This is a genomic window from Vibrio ostreae, assembly GCF_019226825.1.
Classification (GTDB): Bacteria; Pseudomonadota; Gammaproteobacteria; order Enterobacterales; family Vibrionaceae; genus Vibrio; species Vibrio ostreae.
The window spans coordinates 3354834-3371240 of sequence record NZ_CP076643.1 but is presented as its reverse complement, the minus strand read 5'-3'; the positions used below and the strand labels follow the sequence as shown (position 1 = coordinate 3371240).

The window sequence follows — 16407 nt, the reverse complement described above, 5'->3', positions numbered from 1 at the left end:
AAACACAAATTAACAGGGTTTAAAAACAATGCAAGTGTAAATTTTAAAAAACATTTGCTGTAAATTTAAATTTACACTTGGCAGTTATGCTATTTTCACCACAAAGTGCCGCCTGAGGCGTGTTTTCTTGCCTTACTCTCCCCTAAAATAGCCCCCTTTCCACCCGCGATGAAACAGGTTTATGGATTTAATTCTCTCGTTACTGCAGCAGATGTGTGTCTACCTTGTGCTGGCCTACATGCTGAGTAAAACCCCCATTTTTTTGCCATTACTGAACATTTCACGCCGCTTCAATCACCGACTCAGCGTGTATGTGCTGTTCTCGCTGTTCTGTATTATGGGCACCTATTTTGGTCTGCAGATTAATGATGCCATCGCCAATACTCGAGCGATCGGCGCGGTGATGGGGGGCCTGTTTGGCGGTCCGGTGGTTGGCTTTGCGGTTGGGCTGACCGGCGGTATCCACCGCTATTCCCTCGGTGGCTTTACCGACCTGGCTTGTGCGGTCTCGACCACAGCAGAAGGGATTATCGGCGGTTTGCTGCACACTTATCTGATGCGCAGAAGCAAAGGCCGGTTGCTATTTAGTCCGAGCGTGGTGTTTGCCGTCACCCTGTTTGCCGAAATTGTCCAGATGCTGCTGATCCTGCTGATTGCCGATCCCTATGAAGAGGCCTATGCCCTGGTCTCGACCATTGCGGCACCGATGATCATTGCCAACTCGGTCGGTGCGGCGCTGTTTATGAGTATCCTGCAGGATCGCAAAACTATTTTCGAAGAGTATTCCGCGACGTTTTCACGCCGCGCGCTGAATATCGCCGAGCGCTCAGTGGGCATCCTCGCCAACGGTTTTAACCCACAAAACGCAGAAAAAATTGCTCGCATCGTCTATGAACAGACCAATGTCGGCGCAGTCTCCATCACCGACCGGGATAAAATTCTCGCCTTTGTCGGCATTGGTGACGACCACCACAAGCCCAACACACCGATTTCCTCACCAAGTACCCTGGATGCGATTGCCCGCAACGCTATCATCTATCTCGACGGCAAGGAGCGGCCTTATCAGTGTTCGATCTCGCCCAGTTGCCGTCTCGGATCGGCGCTGATTATCCCGCTGCGTGCAGGAGATCGGGTCATTGGAACCATAAAACTGTACGAGCCGAAGCGTAAGCTGTTTTCGACCATCAATATGTCGATGGCGGAAGGGATTGCCCAGATGTTGTCGAGTCAGATCCTGTACGGTGAATACCAGCAGAAACAGATTCTGCTGTCGCGGGCAGAAATCAAACTACTGCAGGCCCAGGTCAACCCGCATTTTCTGTTTAACGCCCTCAATACCATTAGCGCGGTGATCCGGCGTGATCCCAATAAAGCCCGTGAACTGATCCAGCATTTATCGCAGTTCTTCCGTAGTAATCTGAAGCAGAATATCGGCGTAGTGACTCTGAAAGAGGAGCTGGCGCACGTCAACGCGTATCTGACTATCGAGAAGGCACGCTTTAGTGACCGGCTGGATGTGGACATTGCGATTGATGAATCTTTGCTGGAGCGCAACGTGCCAAGCTTCACCCTGCAACCTCTGGTGGAAAACGCCATCAAGCATGGGACTTCCAACCTGCTGGAAGGCGGTAAGGTACGCATCTACAGTATTAAAGAAATGCACGGCTATCGTATCGTAGTCGAAGACAATGCCGGCAGTTATCAGGCTCCGAGTGAGGATCACGATGGTCTGGGGATGCAGATCGTCGCTAAACGCCTGAGTTATAAGTTCGGTGCCGATTGCGGCCTCAATATCGAGGTCGAACATAACCAATATACCCGAATGAGCTTTCTCATCCCCGACAAAGGAACCTATTGAGGAATCAGAATGTTATCTGCACTGGTAATAGACGACGAGCATTTCGCCCGTGAAGAGCTGATGGATTTACTGGCGGAAAGCGGCCAGATTGATGTGATTGGCGAGGCCAACAATGCCATCGAAGGGCTGAAAAAAATCAACCAGCTACGGCCTGACGTCGTGTTTCTCGACATTCAGATGCCACAAATTACCGGCATTGAACTGCTCGGCATGCTCGATCCGGAAACCATGCCCAAGGTGGTCTTTGTCACCGCCTATGACCAATACGCTCTGCAGGCCTTTGAAGATAATGCCTTTGACTATCTGCTTAAGCCGATTGACCCGGCACGGCTGGAAAAAACCATCGCCCGCCTGGTACGCAGTATCAGCAAACCACAGGATTATTCCATCCTGGCACCGCACAATCTGGACCAGGTGCCGTGCATCGGTTTAAACCGTATCGTGATTGTTCCGACTACCGAGGTCGAATTTGCCTTCAGCGATATCAGCGGCGTGCATGTCCAGACATCACACCAGCGCGCCACCAGCCAGCTGACCCTGAAAATTCTGGAAGAAAAAACCCCGCTGGTACGCTGTCATCGCCAGTATCTGGTCAATACCAAAGCAATCAAAGAGATTAAGTTGCTGGAGAATGGTCTGGCGGAAATCATGACCCGCTCAGACCATCAGGTTCCGGTCAGCCGCCGCTATCTTAAAGAACTGAAAGAGAAACTCGGTTTCCATTAATTGTCTACCCATCAGGTAGACAAAAGGCTCCCTCGGGAGCCTTTTGCGTTATCCAAACTGTTCGACCAGACGCTGCATCGCCAAACTGGCTTGTTTCCACTGTACTGAGCTCTGTAACTCGCGGTAACTGAAGTTACGCTGTTTAAGCAGTTGCAGCGCTTGCGGCACTTCGCTGATGGGCAGGTCATCCAGCACCGCGACGGCCGACTCACGCTTATTGCACATCAGCACCATATCACAGCCTGCCTGCAATGACTGCTTGGCGCGCTGCGCCGGACCGCCCATCACGGCAGCGCCTTCCATACTGAGATCGTCAGAAAACACGATGCCGGCAAAGCCGAGCTGCTCGCGCAGAACACGCTTGAGCCAGTAAGGTGAGCCACTGGCAGGCTGATCATCATAATGGGGGTAAACCACGTGCGCCGGCATCATGGCATCGAGCAGACCCGCCTTAATTTGTGTCTCAAAAATCTGCATATCTGCGGCAATACTGTCGCGCTCATCAAACGGCGTCTCAAGATGTGAATCGGCAATCACAGCGCCATGACCGGGAAAATGTTTGCCCGTCGTCGCCATGCCGACCGATTTCATCCCGCGCAGGTAAGCGCTGCTGTGGGTCAGTACCGTCGCCACATCGTCACCAAACGCGCGGCTGCCAATGGCCCGGCATTCAAACCCTTTATCCAGTACCGGAGCAAAACTGAGATCGATATCATGCGCAACCAGCTCCGCTGCCATCAACCACCCCCCTGCTCGGCCAGTTGCTCACCCAGTGCAGAGCGGGCATAACTTTGCGCGGCCGGAATACGGCTGAAACCGTCACGAAAACGCTGGACCCGCCCGCCCTCCTGATCGACCCCAATCAGAATCGGACGCTTGGCTGCCTGACGGATGGCCTGGTTGAGCGCCAGCAGTTGCTGGTTATCGTGGTAATTACGTGCAAAAAGAATCACACCACCGACCGTCGGATGCGCCAATATTTCGCGATCTTCTGCTGTCAGTTCACAGCCTTCCACATCAAGCCACAACGGACCCATTATTGCCTCTCATTCACCCTGTGGGATGATAAAAATTTGTCATTGCAAAGGAGGTTATTCAGTTTGTTTTTCAATTACAATGGCTTTTAGCGAGTTACTCTCTCCGAAGCGAATAATCTGACAAGCGGATAACATAATGGATCAACGTGAGCTGTACATCGGCATTATGTCCGGCACCAGCCTGGACGGCGTCGATACTGCGCTGGTTGCCCTGAGTGGCGATCATATTGAATTAATGGCGCATGGCTTTCTGCCCATGCCTGAACAACTCAAACAGCGCTTGCTGGCCGTCTGCCTTGGTCAGCCAACCAACCTGGCTGAAATCGGCACACTGGATCATCTGCTTGGCCACCTGTATGCCGATGCCGTCGAACAATTGCTGACCACCAGCGGCACCAAACCAGAGCAGATCCGCGCGATCGGTAATCACGGCCAGACCGTGTTTCACCAGCCCACCGGAGCGACACCGTTTACCATCCAGCTCGGCGATGCCAACGTCATTGCCGCGCGCACCGGCATCACTACCGTGGCCGACTTTCGCCGTAAAGACATGGCACTCGGCGGTCAGGGAGCGCCGTTAGTACCGGCATTCCACCGCACCGTATTTGCCGTCACCGACTCCAGTGTTGTGGTGCTGAATATCGGCGGGATCGCCAATATTTCAGTGCTCAGTCCGGACGCCAGCGTGATTGGTTATGATTCGGGACCGGGTAATGTACTGATGGATGGCTGGTGTCAGCGCCACACAGGCCAGAGCTACGACATGAATGGAGACTGGGCGCGCCGGGGCAAAGTGATCACCTCTCTGCTGCTGCAGCTTAAGCAAGCGAGCTATTTCAGCCAACCGGCGCCGAAAAGCACCGGCCGCGAGCTGTTCAATCTCGACTGGCTCGATCAGCAACTGGCCGGGCATCATCCTGCGCCTGCCGACGTGCAGCGCACTTTATGCGAACTGAGTGCTGAAACTATCGCAGACCAGGTACGCCAGTATGCACAAGGTCCGGCCCCCGAATTACTGGTATGCGGCGGCGGCGCGCAGAATGGCCTGCTGATGGAACGGTTACAGATTCTGCTGCCCGGCTGGCAGGTTGCCCCGACCACCCGCAAAGGGGTCAATGGCGATTACATGGAAGCGATGGCGTTTGCCTGGCTGGCGCAGCGACGCATACACGGTTTGGCGAGTAATCTGCCCAGCGTCACCGGTGCGCGCCAACTGGCGTCACTCGGAGTGATTTATCCGCCTAATTAGTCGCGAAAACGTTAGTCGCGAAAACGCCCCGCTGGTTTAATAGAACACAAGGCGCAAACCAACCCGATCTTAATTAACTGACAACGTGGACCATAACAATGACAAATGATGCTCTGCTGGCTGCCCTTTCCCACCTGGTTTCTGAAGGGCGCAACCCGGATACCATGGATATTGACTTGCTCTCTTCACTGGAAATCGTCGAGCGCATCAACCAGCAGGACAAACTGGTCCCGCTGGCGGTCGAAAAAGAGCTGCCCAATATTGCCGCCGCCGTGGATAAAATCACCGCCGCATTCAAGCAAGGTGGTCGCCTGATTTATCTGGGCGCTGGCACCAGTGGCCGGCTTGGTGTTCTCGATGCCTCGGAATGCCCACCAACGTTTGGGGTCTCTGACCAGATGGTGATCGGCCTGATCGCCGGGGGCCGGGATGCGATGTTTACAGCGCGTGAGGGCGCGGAAGACTCAGCGACGCTTGGCGTGGATGACCTTAAGGCTATCGGTTTTAACCAACAGGATGTCGTGGTCGGAATCGCCGCCAGCGGCCGCACGCCCTACGTGATTGGTGCGCTGGACTACGCCAATGATCTCGGCGCGGTAACGGTGGCTTTGTCATGCAACCCCGATTCACCGATTGCCGATCTGGCCCAGATCGCCATCAGCCCGGTCGTCGGTCCGGAAGCCCTGACCGGCTCCACCCGCCTCAAATCAGGGACGGCGCAGAAGCTGGTACTGAATATGCTGACCACCGCCAGCATGATCCGCTTAGGTAAGAGCTATCAGAATCTGATGGTGGATGTCAAAGCCACCAACAAAAAACTGGTGGCCCGTGCAGTACGGATCGTGATGCAGGCCACCGACTGCGAACGCGACGTCGCCGAAGCGCTACTGGCCAAAAGCGGCAACAACGCCAAAGTGGCCATTCTGATGCATCTGACCGGCGTGACTGCCGAGCAGGCCCTGGCGCGCTTGTCTGACTCCGATGGTTTCCTGCGCCGGGCAATGGACGACGAAGCCGACGCCCAGAGCCCGAACGCTTAGGCTGTTTTCTTAATCAGCGAGACGACGGTTTCGCCCTCTTTAGCAGTAAAGTTGACCGGGTCTGCACACATCTGTACCCGGCCGCGCTGATCGACCACAAACAGCGGTAGCCAGAAACTGGCTTTATGCTGCTGTTGGTAATCCGCAAAAGTAAAATTCTCGCTCAGTTTGGTGTGTTTGATTTCCCCACCCTGACTTATCAGGCTGGCGAGTTTTTTATAGCTGACCGTCCCGCCCAAAAACGACAAGCCATGGTACTCCTCCGCAACAGCGTGTTTATCCTGCTGATTGCCATTACCGTTATCGTGCAGGCAGAACACCCGTTTCTCACCAAAGTATGATAAAAACTGCATACACGCCATGATATTAAAATGCTTATCCGAACTGAGCGCCAGCATGTGCCCGACCCCAATCAGGTTGAGATACTCATCCGCATGGCTGGAAATCGGATTGCCATAATAGTGCTCCAGCCCTGCCATCCGCGCCTGACGGATATAATCCCAGTTAGAATCGGTGACCACCACGCGACAATCATACTTAGCGATCGCTTTACCGACTTCACGCGCCACTTCATTGGCACCGAGGATCAAAAATCCTTTCGGCGCCGGCTCGGCCACTTTAAGCGCCACCGCCATCGGCCGAGCAGTAACACTCTGCAACACCACGGTGCCGATAATCACCATAAAGGTGAGCGGCACGAGCAGATTGGCTTCGCTCATCCCGAACGAGTCGAGTTTGATAGCAAACAGTGACGAGATAGACGCTGCAACAATCCCGCGCGGCGCAACCCAGGCCAAAAAACCGATTTCACGCCATTTAAGATTACTGCGCAGAGTTGCCAGCACTATCGACACCGGGCGCGACACCAGTTGCATCACCACAAACAGCGCCAGTGAGCTCCAGCCCAGGACAGTAAAGTCACTGATCTCAATCCGCGCCGCCAGCAGGATAAACAAACCGGTGATAAGCAGTATGGTCAGGTGCTCTTTAAAGTGCAGAATATGCTGGATATTGACATCGCGGCTATTGGCGAGCCACATCCCCATCACAGTTACGGTCAGCAGCCCGGATTCCGATTCAATCGCGTTAGAGGCGGCAAACACCCCCAGTACCACGCTTAACACCGCAAATGGCTGCAGGTATTCCGGCAATCCGCCATGACGCAGCACATACGCAACAGCAGCGCCGGACATAACGCCAATCCCGACCCCGACCAGCAGAATCAGGCCAAACACCTGCAAACTGTGCGCTTCACTGCTCGAGACAATAAACTCGTACACCATAACCACAAACAGTGCGCCAAGCGGGTCAATCAGAATCCCTTCCCAGCGCAATATGTTCGACAGGCGGGTGTTGGGGCGTACCGTGCGCAGCAAAGGCACGATCACCGTCGGCCCGGTCACCACGGTCAGGCTGCCGAACAGCAGAGCCAACGGCCAGTCAAAGCCGAGCAGCCAGTGGGTGGCGTAAGATGTAATCCCCCAGGAGACCAGCGCTCCCAGCGAGACAATACTCCACACCGTTTTGCTGACGCCGCGGATATCTTTGAAGTTGAGGGTCAAACTGCCTTCGAACAGAATCACCGCCACCGCCAGAGAGATGAGCGGAAACAGTAACTCCCCCAGTAACTGCTGGGGCTGCAGCATACCTGTGATTGGGCCAGCAACAATACCGGCGATTAACAGAAACAGAATGGCAGGCAGGCGCAGTTTCCACGCCAGCCACTGACACGCCAAACCCACGACCCCGATCATGGCTAACGCCAGAGCGATATACTCTTCATGCATGTTGGTAATTGCCTAACCCTGATTATTTGTTGTATTCGTTCCAGCCACGCTGCCATTCCATACGGAATCGTTGCGCCTGCTTGGTACCTTCACACACACCTTCGTAATATTGTCCGTTCACTCCCATTTGATAGGCAAAGTCCGGATTACAATACTCACTCACGCCATCCAGATAGCCCTGATGGTAATCGGACTGACTGGCAGAGCCGAGTTCAGCCAGTTTTTTGTATGCACGCTGGGTATGTCCGGCAATACCATCGTTATAACCAATCTGATACCAGTTTCCCTGTGCTGCCAGTTCGCTTTCTGTTGCAGCGCACCCCCAAAGCCCTATTGTCACCAACATTAATAGTATTGTTTTCATTTTTTGCCTTTATACCCGGTTAACTGCGAATCGGTTACCTTACCACGGCTGTCAAGCCCCCCTTGGGGCCGCCAACCATCACCTGTACTGCTATTGAAATCGGCACGGCTATGCACAACTGAACTTAGCTTGAAATCTATAGTGCCACCGACCAGACCACACGGCTATTGAATGCGTATCATGGCCGTTAATTCGTGACCGACAGCGCTAATTCGCTGTTTCAGCCTTTGTCTGCCACACCGGCCGTTTACTGTGTGTCGCTGCCGCTGAGCGGCCGTTAAAAACCACTAATACGTGCCAGAAACCACTTAATTCGCCAGACGACCACTGAGCGGTAAACCCGGTGAAGCTCGATTATCGATCATTTAGTATCCATCCTGAGATTAATTCAATAACACCCTACTTCAATCATAAAGGACAATCGCTATGTTGTGGTTTCTAACCTGTGTCGCAGCCCTGATCGGCGGCTACTTCATCTACGGCACATTCGTAGAAAAAGTTTTCGGCATCAACGAAAAGCGCCAGACTCCCGCGCATACTCAAACTGACGGTGTCGACTATGTACCTATGTCCACTCCGAAAGTTTACCTTGTTCAACTGCTGAATATTGCCGGTGTTGGTCCTATCTTTGGTCCAATCATGGGCGCGTTGTATGGTCCTGCCGCCATGCTGTGGATTGTTATCGGCTGTATCTTTGCCGGGGCCACCCACGACTATTTCTCAGGCATGCTGTCAATCCGCAACGGTGGCGCTTCAGTACCGTCACTGTCTGGTCGTTATCTTGGCAATGGCGCCAAACATTTTATGAATATTTTTGCCATTGTGCTGCTGCTGCTGGTCGGAGTGGTCTTCGTTTCGGCCCCCGCCGGTATGATCACTAACCTGATCAACGAGCAAACTGACCTGACCGTCAACATGACCACCATGGTTGTCATCATCTTTGCTTACTACATCGTAGCAACGATTGTGCCGGTCGATAAAATTATCGGCCGCTTCTACCCACTGTTTGGCGCCCTGCTGATCTTCATGTCAGTTGGCCTGATCACAGCCATCGCTTTCTCAAGCGAGCACCAGATTCTGGGCGGTTTTGAAGTCAGCGACATGCTGCACAACATGAACCCGAACGATATGCCACTATGGCCTGCGCTGTTTATCACCATCGCATGTGGTGCTATCTCAGGTTTCCACGCGACTCAGTCCCCACTGATGGCACGCTGTCTGGAAAACGAAAAGAACGGACGCTTTGTGTTCTACGGAGCGATGATCGGTGAAGGCGTGATTGCGCTGATTTGGTGTGCGATTGCCCTGTCATTCTTCGGCTCACTGGATGCACTGTCGGCTGCAATCAAAGACGGTGGTCCGGGTAACGTCGTGTACAGTTCATCATTTGGTCTGCTGGGCGTATTCGGCGGTATCATTGCCTTCCTGGGTGTAGTTATTCTGCCGATCACCTCTGGTGACACCGCATTCCGCTCCAGCCGCCTGATCCTGGCTGAATACTTCAACATGGAACAGAAGACCCTGCGTAACCGCCTGCTGATGGCTATGCCTCTATTCGTGATTGGCGGCATTCTGACTCAGGTTGATTTCGGTATCATCTGGCGTTACTTCGGCTTTGCCAACCAGACAACAGCCGTGATGATGCTGTGGACAGCGTCTGCTTACCTACTACGTCACAATAAACTGCACTGGATCACGACTATCCCTGCCATGTTCATGACTGCGGTATGTATCACCTTCATCCTCAACAACAGCACACTGGGCTTTGGCATGCCAATGCAAATCTCGACCATCATTGGTCTGGTGGCAACCCTGGCTATCACTGTGTACGTGATTAAGATTTCGAAAGGCAAAGGCGAAACTGACCTGGCTGACGAAGCCAAGCCAGCAGCCGGTGCGACCGAGACTGCGTAAAGCAGACGCTCACCGATAATGCTGCAACAACAAAGGGCTCCGCAAGGAGCCCTTTGTTGTGATGCCGCAGCCGGTCTTTGCGACACCTCGTCTGTTAAGGCGAATCTTGCCTGTTAAGCCACCCAACCTCTTAGCGCGATAAACCGATTGCAATCAAAAGCGATGGCAATTCCGATATCAATAGCAGGCGTCAGCGACACAAAGAAAACAGGCTGGCATCTCGCCAGCCTGTCACTTAATCAACCTGTTTAATCTGCAGCTCTTTCGGCACTTCAAAGAACATATTTTCTTCGCGGCCCAGCACTTCTTCCACGGCAGTCGCACCGAGTTCCTGAATCCGATCTAAGATCTGGTTAACCAGCTCTTCCGGTGCAGAAGCCCCTGCGGTGACACCAATCAGGCTTACCCCCTGTAACCAGGCTGCATCAATATCCTCCGGACAATCAGTCAGATAGCCCGGCGTACCCAGTTTTTCCGCCAGCTCTTTGAGACGGGTTGAGTTGGAGGAATTTTTTGAGCCGACCACAATCATCACATCCACCTGCTCTGCCAGAATTCGTACGGCGTCCTGACGGTTCTGGGTTGCATAACAGATATCGTCTTTACGCGGGCCCTGAATCTGCGGGAACACTTCACGCAGCTTGTCGATCACATCAGCGGTTTCATCGACTGACAATGTAGTCTGGCTGACATAGTGCAGATGAGACGGGTCTTTGACCTTGGCCTGCAGAGCCACCACATCGTCTGGTTTTTCCACCAGATACATGCCTCCGGTCACGCTGGCATACTGCCCCATGGTCCCTTCCACTTCCGGGTGACCGGCATGACCAATCAGTACCACTTCCATATTACGGCGGCTGGCGCGTGCCACTTCCATATGCACTTTAGTCACCAACGGACAGGTCGCGTCAAATACAGTCAGATCACGCTCTTTGGCTTCCAGACGCACCGCCTGCGATACCCCATGAGCAGAGAAAATGACGATATTGTCATCCGGTACTTCACTCAGCTCTTCAACAAAGATGGCACCGCGCTGCTTCAGCCCCTCGACCACAAAACGGTTATGCACCACTTCGTGACGGACATAAATCGGTGGCTGATACATTTCTAGTGCACGCTCAACAATGCTGATGGCACGGTCAACGCCGGCACAAAAGCCGCGCGGGTTCGCTAACAGTATTTTCATGGGATTGCTCATGGTTCTCTTTTAAGCTGGCTATTCTACGTTATTCGACCGACAAAATCTCAACATCAAAAATGACATCCTGGCCCGCGAGCGGGTGGTTAAAATCGACAGTGACCGAATCACCGGCAATGTCGGTAATAATACCCGGAATTTCCATACCATCGGGGCCGCTGAAGGCCATGATAGTGCCAACTTCCACTTCCGCGTCACCGACAAATTTGCTGCGATCCATGTAGTGAATGTTGTCCGGATTAGGGGCGCCGAAAGCATCCGCCGCCGCCAGTTCAATGGACTGGCTATCGCCAGCCTGCAGCCCCAGCAGACACTGTTCAAAGTTATCACTCAGGCTACCGTCACCGATGACCAGTTTGGCCGGTTTGCCAAAATTGTGGGTGCTGTCGGCCACTGAACCGTCTTTAAGTTTGATAGTAAAATGCAGAGTTACTGCCGAGTCTTGGCTAATCGTAGTCACGTTCAGGCTTCCTTAAGTTGGGTTATTGGAGTCGTTTGCCGTTACAGAGGTGTCTGTCAGCTCAGGTAACGCGGCTGACGGCACGCCAATTACCTCATTTCTTGCTGATGAGGTGTGATGGCGGGTGTGACTCTATCTCTCACTGGCTTGCCATGCTACCCAGGCTGCGAGCAGTCCGCTGCGGTCGCCAATCCGCAGCAACTGTTCAGCGCACAGATCAACGGCACTGCCAGATATAGTTATCGGAGCACTGTGTAGTGTTAGATAACTGTGTAGTGTTAGATAACAAAAAGCGCCCCCCCGAATCAACGGGCGGCGCTTAGGGTTATTATGACTTCGTCATCTAGGCAGTCTGTTTCTTAGGGCGGAAACCATCCGCAATGATCATGACCGCACCAATACAGATTGCGCTGTCAGCCAGGTTGAATGCCGGCCAGTGGTAGGTGCCCCAGAAGAAGTCGAGATAATCGACCACAAAACCGTGCACTACCCGGTCGAACACGTTGCCGACCGCACCACCAATAATCAGCGCGTAAGCAACGTTGTTCCACTTGTCGCTGGCTGGCAGGCGTCGCATCCAGAACGCCAGCATACCCACCACCACAAAGGCGATAGCGGTAAATAACCAGCGCTGCCAACCGGCCTGGTCACTCAGAAAACTGAATGCCGCACCGTAGTTGTGGACGTACAGCAGGTTAAAGAATGGCAGAACTTCAATTCGGTTCTCCCAGCCAAACCCCATACTGTTCATGACTACCAGCTTAATGCCGATATCCGCAACGAAGACAAGGAGCGCCAGCCACAGCCAGCGGACTCCCGATTGTTTAAGTGTAAGTACTTGCGTCATGCAACCTATCTTTGATTAAGCAAATTTACGGATTTCGCCGTCACCTTCCACGTTGGACACGCAACGACCACAAATAGTTTCATGACCTTTGATGGTGCCAACTTCCGGAGTGTGGTGCCAGCAACGGTCACACTTCTCAGCTTCAGTTTTGCTTACCTGAACGAACAGGCCGTCAATGTCGGTCGCCTGAGCCGCATCGCTCTTCTCAGCCAGCGGTTTTACGCTCGCTTGCGAGGTCAGCAGAACAAAGCGCAGTTCGTCATCCAGTTTGTTGATGATCGCCGCCAGTTCATCGCTGGCGAACAGAGTCACTTCCGCCTGCAGAGAGCCACCGATGGTTTTCTCATTACGCGCGCTTTCCAGCAACTTGTTTACAGCGCCACGAACTTTCTGGATTTCAGTCCAGAATTCGTTGTTCAGCTCTTCACCATCGTTCAGACCAAACAGGCCTTCATACCATTCGCTGACAAACACGAATTTATCGCGTGCTTGACCGTTTGGCTGGTTAACCGGCATGTCATTCCAGATCTCATCTGCGGTAAACGACATGATAGGTGCCATCCAGCGAACCAGCGCTTCGACGATGTAGTACAGCGCCGTCTGACAGCTGCGCTGGGCATTACTGCCCCGTTTTGCGGTGTACTGACGGTCTTTGATCACATCCAGGTAGAATGAGCCCATTTCGATAGAACAGAAGTGCATCAGACGTTGCACCACCGCGTGGGTGTTGTAATCCTGGTACGCTTTGACAATCTCTTGTTGCGCCGCCAGAGCGCGAGCAACGGCCCAGCGATCCAGTGCCACCATCTCTTGTGGTGCCACCATGTCCGTTGCCGGATCAAAACCATTCAGGTTGGCCAGGAAGAAACGCGCCGTGTTACGGATACGACGGTAAGAGTCCGCGCTGCGTTTCAGGATCTCATCCGATACCGCAACTTCACCGGTATAGTCGGTTGAAGCCACCCACAGACGCAGAATATCTGCACCCAGTTTATTGGTGACATCTTTTGGAGCAACCACGTTACCAATCGATTTCGACATCTTACGGCCCTGACCATCAACCACGAAACCGTGGGTCAGCACTTCTTTGTAAGGGGCTTTACCTTTCATCGCCACTGATGAGATCAGTGATGACTGGAACCAACCACGGTGTTGGTCTGAACCTTCCAGGTACATGTCTGCTTCTGCGCCGTTAAACTCCGGACGGTTATCCACCACAGCGTAGTGTGTCACACCTGAGTCAAACCATACATCCAGCGTATCAAGTACTTTTTCATAGTTGTCAGCATCAGCGCCCAGCAGTTCAGCAGAATCCACATCCCACCATGCCTGGATACCTTTTTGCTCAACCAGTTGTGCGACCTGCTCAATCAGAGCCGCGCTGTTTGGATGCAGTTCAGCCGTCTCTTTATGCACGAACAGGGCAATTGGCACACCCCAGGTGCGCTGACGAGAGATACACCACTCAGGACGGCCTTCCACCATGCCCTGAATACGGCTTTGACCCCAGTCCGGCATCCATTTAACGCCTTTGATTGCGCTCAGTGCCTGCTCACGCAGACCGGCTTGATCCATAGACACGAACCACTGCGGCGTGGCGCGGAAAATGATTGGCGTTTTATGGCGCCAGCAGTGCGGGTAGCTGTGCTCGTAGGCATGGTGATGCAGCAGCGCACCATGCTCTTTCAGTACTTCAATCACTGAATCGTTGGCTTTAAATACGTGGTGACCGGCGAACAGTTTGGTATCGGACAGATAGACACCGTTTGAACCCACCGGGTTGGCGACTTCCAGACCGTAATGCTGACCCACCGCAAAGTCTTCCTGACCGTGGCCAGGCGCAGTGTGAACCACACCAGTACCAGAATCCGTCGTCACGTGGTCGCCCAGAATCGCCGGTACAGTGAAATCGTAAAACGGGTGGTTGAACTGACTCAGTTCTAGATCCGCACCTTTAGTAAAACCAAGGAAGTGGAAATGCTCGATACCGGCGCGATCCATCACAGATTTCGCCAGCTCAGACGCCACAATAATACGCTCAGGCTGTTCGCCTTCGGTTTGGATCAGAACGTATTCCAGATCATCACGCAGACAGACTGCGCGGTTCGCCGGCAGTGTCCAAGGCGTAGTGGTCCAGATAACGATTGAGATATCGCCCTGACCTTCATGGCCTTCGCTCAGGCTGAATTTAGACAGTACCGCTGCCTGATCCGCAGCTTTGAAGCGCACATCGATAGAAGGAGAAACCTTATCTTTGTACTCCACTTCCGCTTCTGCCAGCGCACTACCACAATCCGTACACCAGTGAACCGGTTTGAAACCTTTCAGCAGGTGGCCGTTGTCAGCAATCTTGCCCAGCGCGCGGATGATGTTCGCTTCGGTAGCAAAATCCATCGTACGATATGGTTTATCCCACTCACCCAGGATACCCAGACGCTTGAAGCCCTCTTTCTGGCCTTCAACCTGACCGGCTGCGTATTCACGACATTTTTCACGGAATTCAGCCGCGGTCACTTTCTGGCCCGGCTTGCCCACTTTCTTCTCAACCATCAGTTCGATTGGCAGACCATGGCAGTCCCAGCCCGGGATGTAAGGTGCGTCAAAACCTGAAAGTGTTTTGGATTTAATAATAATGTCTTTAAGAATCTTGTTCAGTGCGTGACCAATGTGAATATCACCGTTGGCGTACGGAGGGCCATCGTGTAATACGAAAGATTTTTTGCCTTTTTTAGCTTTACGGATTTCACCGTACAGATCTTCTTTGTACCAACGCTCAAGCATTTCTGGCTCACGATTGGCCAGATTACCGCGCATCGGAAACCCTGTTTCAGGTAGGTTCAGGGTATCTTTATACTCACTCATCGATTCTTAATTCCGTTATATTGGGCGAAGTTAGACATTATGGTATCCGGTGGAATCAACCGGTTAACCCTTAAGCTGACGCAGCCACACCCTTGCTGCCTCAGCATCCAATTCTATTTGCTGTTTCAGAGCCTCAAAAGACTCAAATTTGTGTTCATTACGCAGCTTGTGTAAAAGCGCGACTTCCAGCTGCTTGCCATATAAATTGCCCTGAAAGTCGAATAAATGCACTTCTAACTGCTGACGAACCCCGTTGACTGTCGGGCGTTGGCCAATATTGGCCACACCGCCAAGCGGCTGTTCGCCCAAGCCGTACGCTTGCACCACATACACACCAGAAACCGGCGATACGCAGCGCTTGAGCGGAATATTAGCCGTAGGAAAGCCTATCGTCCGGCCAAGTTTGCGACCATGCGAAACGCGCCCACTGATACTATAGTGACGCCCCAGCATGTGTGCCGCACTCTCCAGCTCATCACTGGCCAAAGCTTCACGAATCGCAGTACTGCTGACCCGCAACTGCTGTAAACAGAAGCTCTGAGTACTGACCACTTCAAAACCGTAACGTAAACCTGCCTGCTCAAGCATGGCAAAGTTACCTTTACGGCCACGGCCGAAGCGGAAGTCATCGCCAACCACCAGAAACTTAACACCCAATCGGGCCACCAACAAGTCACGGATAAATGCCTCCGCTTCGATGTTGGCAAAGTGGTGGTTGAAGTTCACACACAATAGACGATCGATACCCAGCTTACCGATATGGACAAACTTATCTCTCAATCTTGTTAACCGGGCAGGAGCTTTGTCTTTCAGGAACAGCTCCATAGGTTGCGGTTCAAACGTCATCACTACCGAGGGCAGATCAAACAGCTTTGCCCGCTCAGCAACCTGATTTAATACCTGTTGATGACCGAAATGGACACCATCAAAGTTTCCTATAGTCAGTACACAGCCGTTATGCTGTGCTTTGATGTTATGAATACCGCGAATCAATTCCATTGGAATACGCTTAAAACCTATAGTTCTCAGTTATATTGGTGTGAAACCGACGGATTATAACCTAAT

The 16407-nt window shown here is 52.8% G+C and carries 12 protein-coding genes and 1 pseudogene; 5 read left to right on the top strand and 8 right to left on the bottom strand.

The window, feature by feature from the left end:
* The first annotated feature begins 181 nt into the window (after positions 1-181).
* On the top strand, positions 182-1858 hold the full coding sequence (locus tag KNV97_RS21675) for a sensor histidine kinase (RefSeq protein ID WP_136486292.1): 1677 nt from the start codon (positions 182-184) through the stop codon (positions 1856-1858).
* 9 nt (positions 1859-1867) lie between these two features.
* Complete coding sequence (gene btsR / locus KNV97_RS21670) at positions 1868-2584, top strand: two-component system response regulator BtsR (RefSeq protein WP_218562741.1); 717 nt, start codon at positions 1868-1870, stop codon at positions 2582-2584.
* Positions 2585-2632: 48 nt separating this feature from the next.
* Here the strand turns inward: btsR and nagZ are convergent.
* A pseudogene (nagZ, locus tag KNV97_RS21665) lies at positions 2633-3621 on the bottom strand (beta-N-acetylhexosaminidase).
* A 136-nt stretch (positions 3622-3757) separates the two neighbouring features.
* Between nagZ and KNV97_RS21660 the strand changes: the two are divergent.
* Together KNV97_RS21660 and murQ are read left to right on the top strand one after the other, a co-directional pair.
* On the top strand, positions 3758-4870 hold the full coding sequence (locus KNV97_RS21660) for an anhydro-N-acetylmuramic acid kinase (protein WP_218562740.1): 1113 nt from the start codon (positions 3758-3760) through the stop codon (positions 4868-4870).
* A gap of 98 nt (positions 4871-4968) precedes the next feature.
* Complete coding sequence (gene murQ / locus KNV97_RS21655) at positions 4969-5910, top strand: N-acetylmuramic acid 6-phosphate etherase (protein ID WP_218562739.1); 942 nt, start codon at positions 4969-4971, stop codon at positions 5908-5910.
* Here murQ and KNV97_RS21650 read toward each other — a convergent pair.
* Positions 5907-7697, bottom strand: a complete 1791-nt coding sequence (locus tag KNV97_RS21650) for a cation:proton antiporter (RefSeq protein ID WP_218562738.1) — start codon at positions 7695-7697, stop codon at positions 5907-5909. The two genes, murQ and KNV97_RS21650, sit on opposite strands and share 4 nt — an antisense overlap.
* A gap of 22 nt (positions 7698-7719) precedes the next feature.
* A complete protein-coding gene (locus KNV97_RS21645) occupies positions 7720-8061 on the bottom strand; it encodes a DUF2799 domain-containing protein (protein WP_218562737.1) in 342 nt (113 codons plus the stop codon).
* Positions 8062-8487: 426 nt separating this feature from the next.
* Between KNV97_RS21645 and KNV97_RS21640 the strand changes: the two genes are divergently transcribed.
* Positions 8488-9975 carry a carbon starvation CstA family protein gene (locus KNV97_RS21640; protein WP_136486278.1) on the top strand — a complete coding sequence of 496 codons (1488 nt, stop codon included), beginning with the start codon at positions 8488-8490 and terminating at the stop codon, positions 9973-9975.
* Between the two features lie 235 nt (positions 9976-10210).
* On the opposite strand, the gene ispH is transcribed toward KNV97_RS21640, so the two are convergent.
* The 5 genes from ispH to ribF form a co-directional block, all read right to left on the bottom strand.
* Positions 10211-11173 (bottom strand): 4-hydroxy-3-methylbut-2-enyl diphosphate reductase, encoded by a 963-nt coding sequence (gene ispH, locus KNV97_RS21635; RefSeq protein WP_218562736.1) that lies wholly within the window; start codon positions 11171-11173, stop codon positions 10211-10213.
* Positions 11174-11201: 28 nt separating this feature from the next.
* Positions 11202-11633 (bottom strand): FKBP-type peptidyl-prolyl cis-trans isomerase, encoded by a 432-nt coding sequence (gene fkpB, locus KNV97_RS21630; protein WP_136486274.1) that lies wholly within the window; start codon positions 11631-11633, stop codon positions 11202-11204.
* Between the two features lie 343 nt (positions 11634-11976).
* Positions 11977-12480, bottom strand: a complete 504-nt coding sequence (gene lspA / locus KNV97_RS21625) for a signal peptidase II (protein WP_136486272.1) — start codon at positions 12478-12480, stop codon at positions 11977-11979.
* Positions 12481-12495: 15 nt separating this feature from the next.
* Positions 12496-15342 (bottom strand): isoleucine--tRNA ligase, encoded by a 2847-nt coding sequence (gene ileS, locus KNV97_RS21620; RefSeq protein ID WP_218562735.1) that lies wholly within the window; start codon positions 15340-15342, stop codon positions 12496-12498.
* Positions 15343-15405: 63 nt separating this feature from the next.
* Positions 15406-16341, bottom strand: a complete 936-nt coding sequence (gene ribF / locus KNV97_RS21615) for a bifunctional riboflavin kinase/FAD synthetase (protein WP_136486268.1) — start codon at positions 16339-16341, stop codon at positions 15406-15408.
* Positions 16342-16407: the final 66 nt, after the last annotated feature.

Excerpts from the sequence above, each read along its gene's own strand:
- KNV97_RS21675 (WP_136486292.1), top strand. The coding sequence starts at position 182 with ATGGATTTAATTCTCTCGTTACTGCAGCAGATGTGTGTCTACCTTGTG.
- btsR (WP_218562741.1), top strand. The coding sequence starts at position 1,868 with ATGTTATCTGCACTGGTAATAGACGACGAGCATTTCGCCCGTGAAGAG.
- KNV97_RS21660 (WP_218562740.1), top strand. The coding sequence starts at position 3,758 with ATGGATCAACGTGAGCTGTACATCGGCATTATGTCCGGCACCAGCCTG.
- murQ (WP_218562739.1), top strand. The coding sequence starts at position 4,969 with ATGACAAATGATGCTCTGCTGGCTGCCCTTTCCCACCTGGTTTCTGAA.
- KNV97_RS21650 (WP_218562738.1), bottom strand. The coding sequence starts at position 7,697 with ATGCATGAAGAGTATATCGCTCTGGCGTTAGCCATGATCGGGGTCGTG.
- KNV97_RS21645 (WP_218562737.1), bottom strand. The coding sequence starts at position 8,061 with ATGAAAACAATACTATTAATGTTGGTGACAATAGGGCTTTGGGGGTGC.
- KNV97_RS21640 (WP_136486278.1), top strand. The coding sequence starts at position 8,488 with ATGTTGTGGTTTCTAACCTGTGTCGCAGCCCTGATCGGCGGCTACTTC.
- ispH (WP_218562736.1), bottom strand. The coding sequence starts at position 11,173 with ATGAGCAATCCCATGAAAATACTGTTAGCGAACCCGCGCGGCTTTTGT.
- lspA (WP_136486272.1), bottom strand. The coding sequence starts at position 12,480 with ATGACGCAAGTACTTACACTTAAACAATCGGGAGTCCGCTGGCTGTGG.
- ileS (WP_218562735.1), bottom strand. The coding sequence starts at position 15,342 with ATGAGTGAGTATAAAGATACCCTGAACCTACCTGAAACAGGGTTTCCG.
- ribF (WP_136486268.1), bottom strand. The coding sequence starts at position 16,341 with ATGGAATTGATTCGCGGTATTCATAACATCAAAGCACAGCATAACGGC.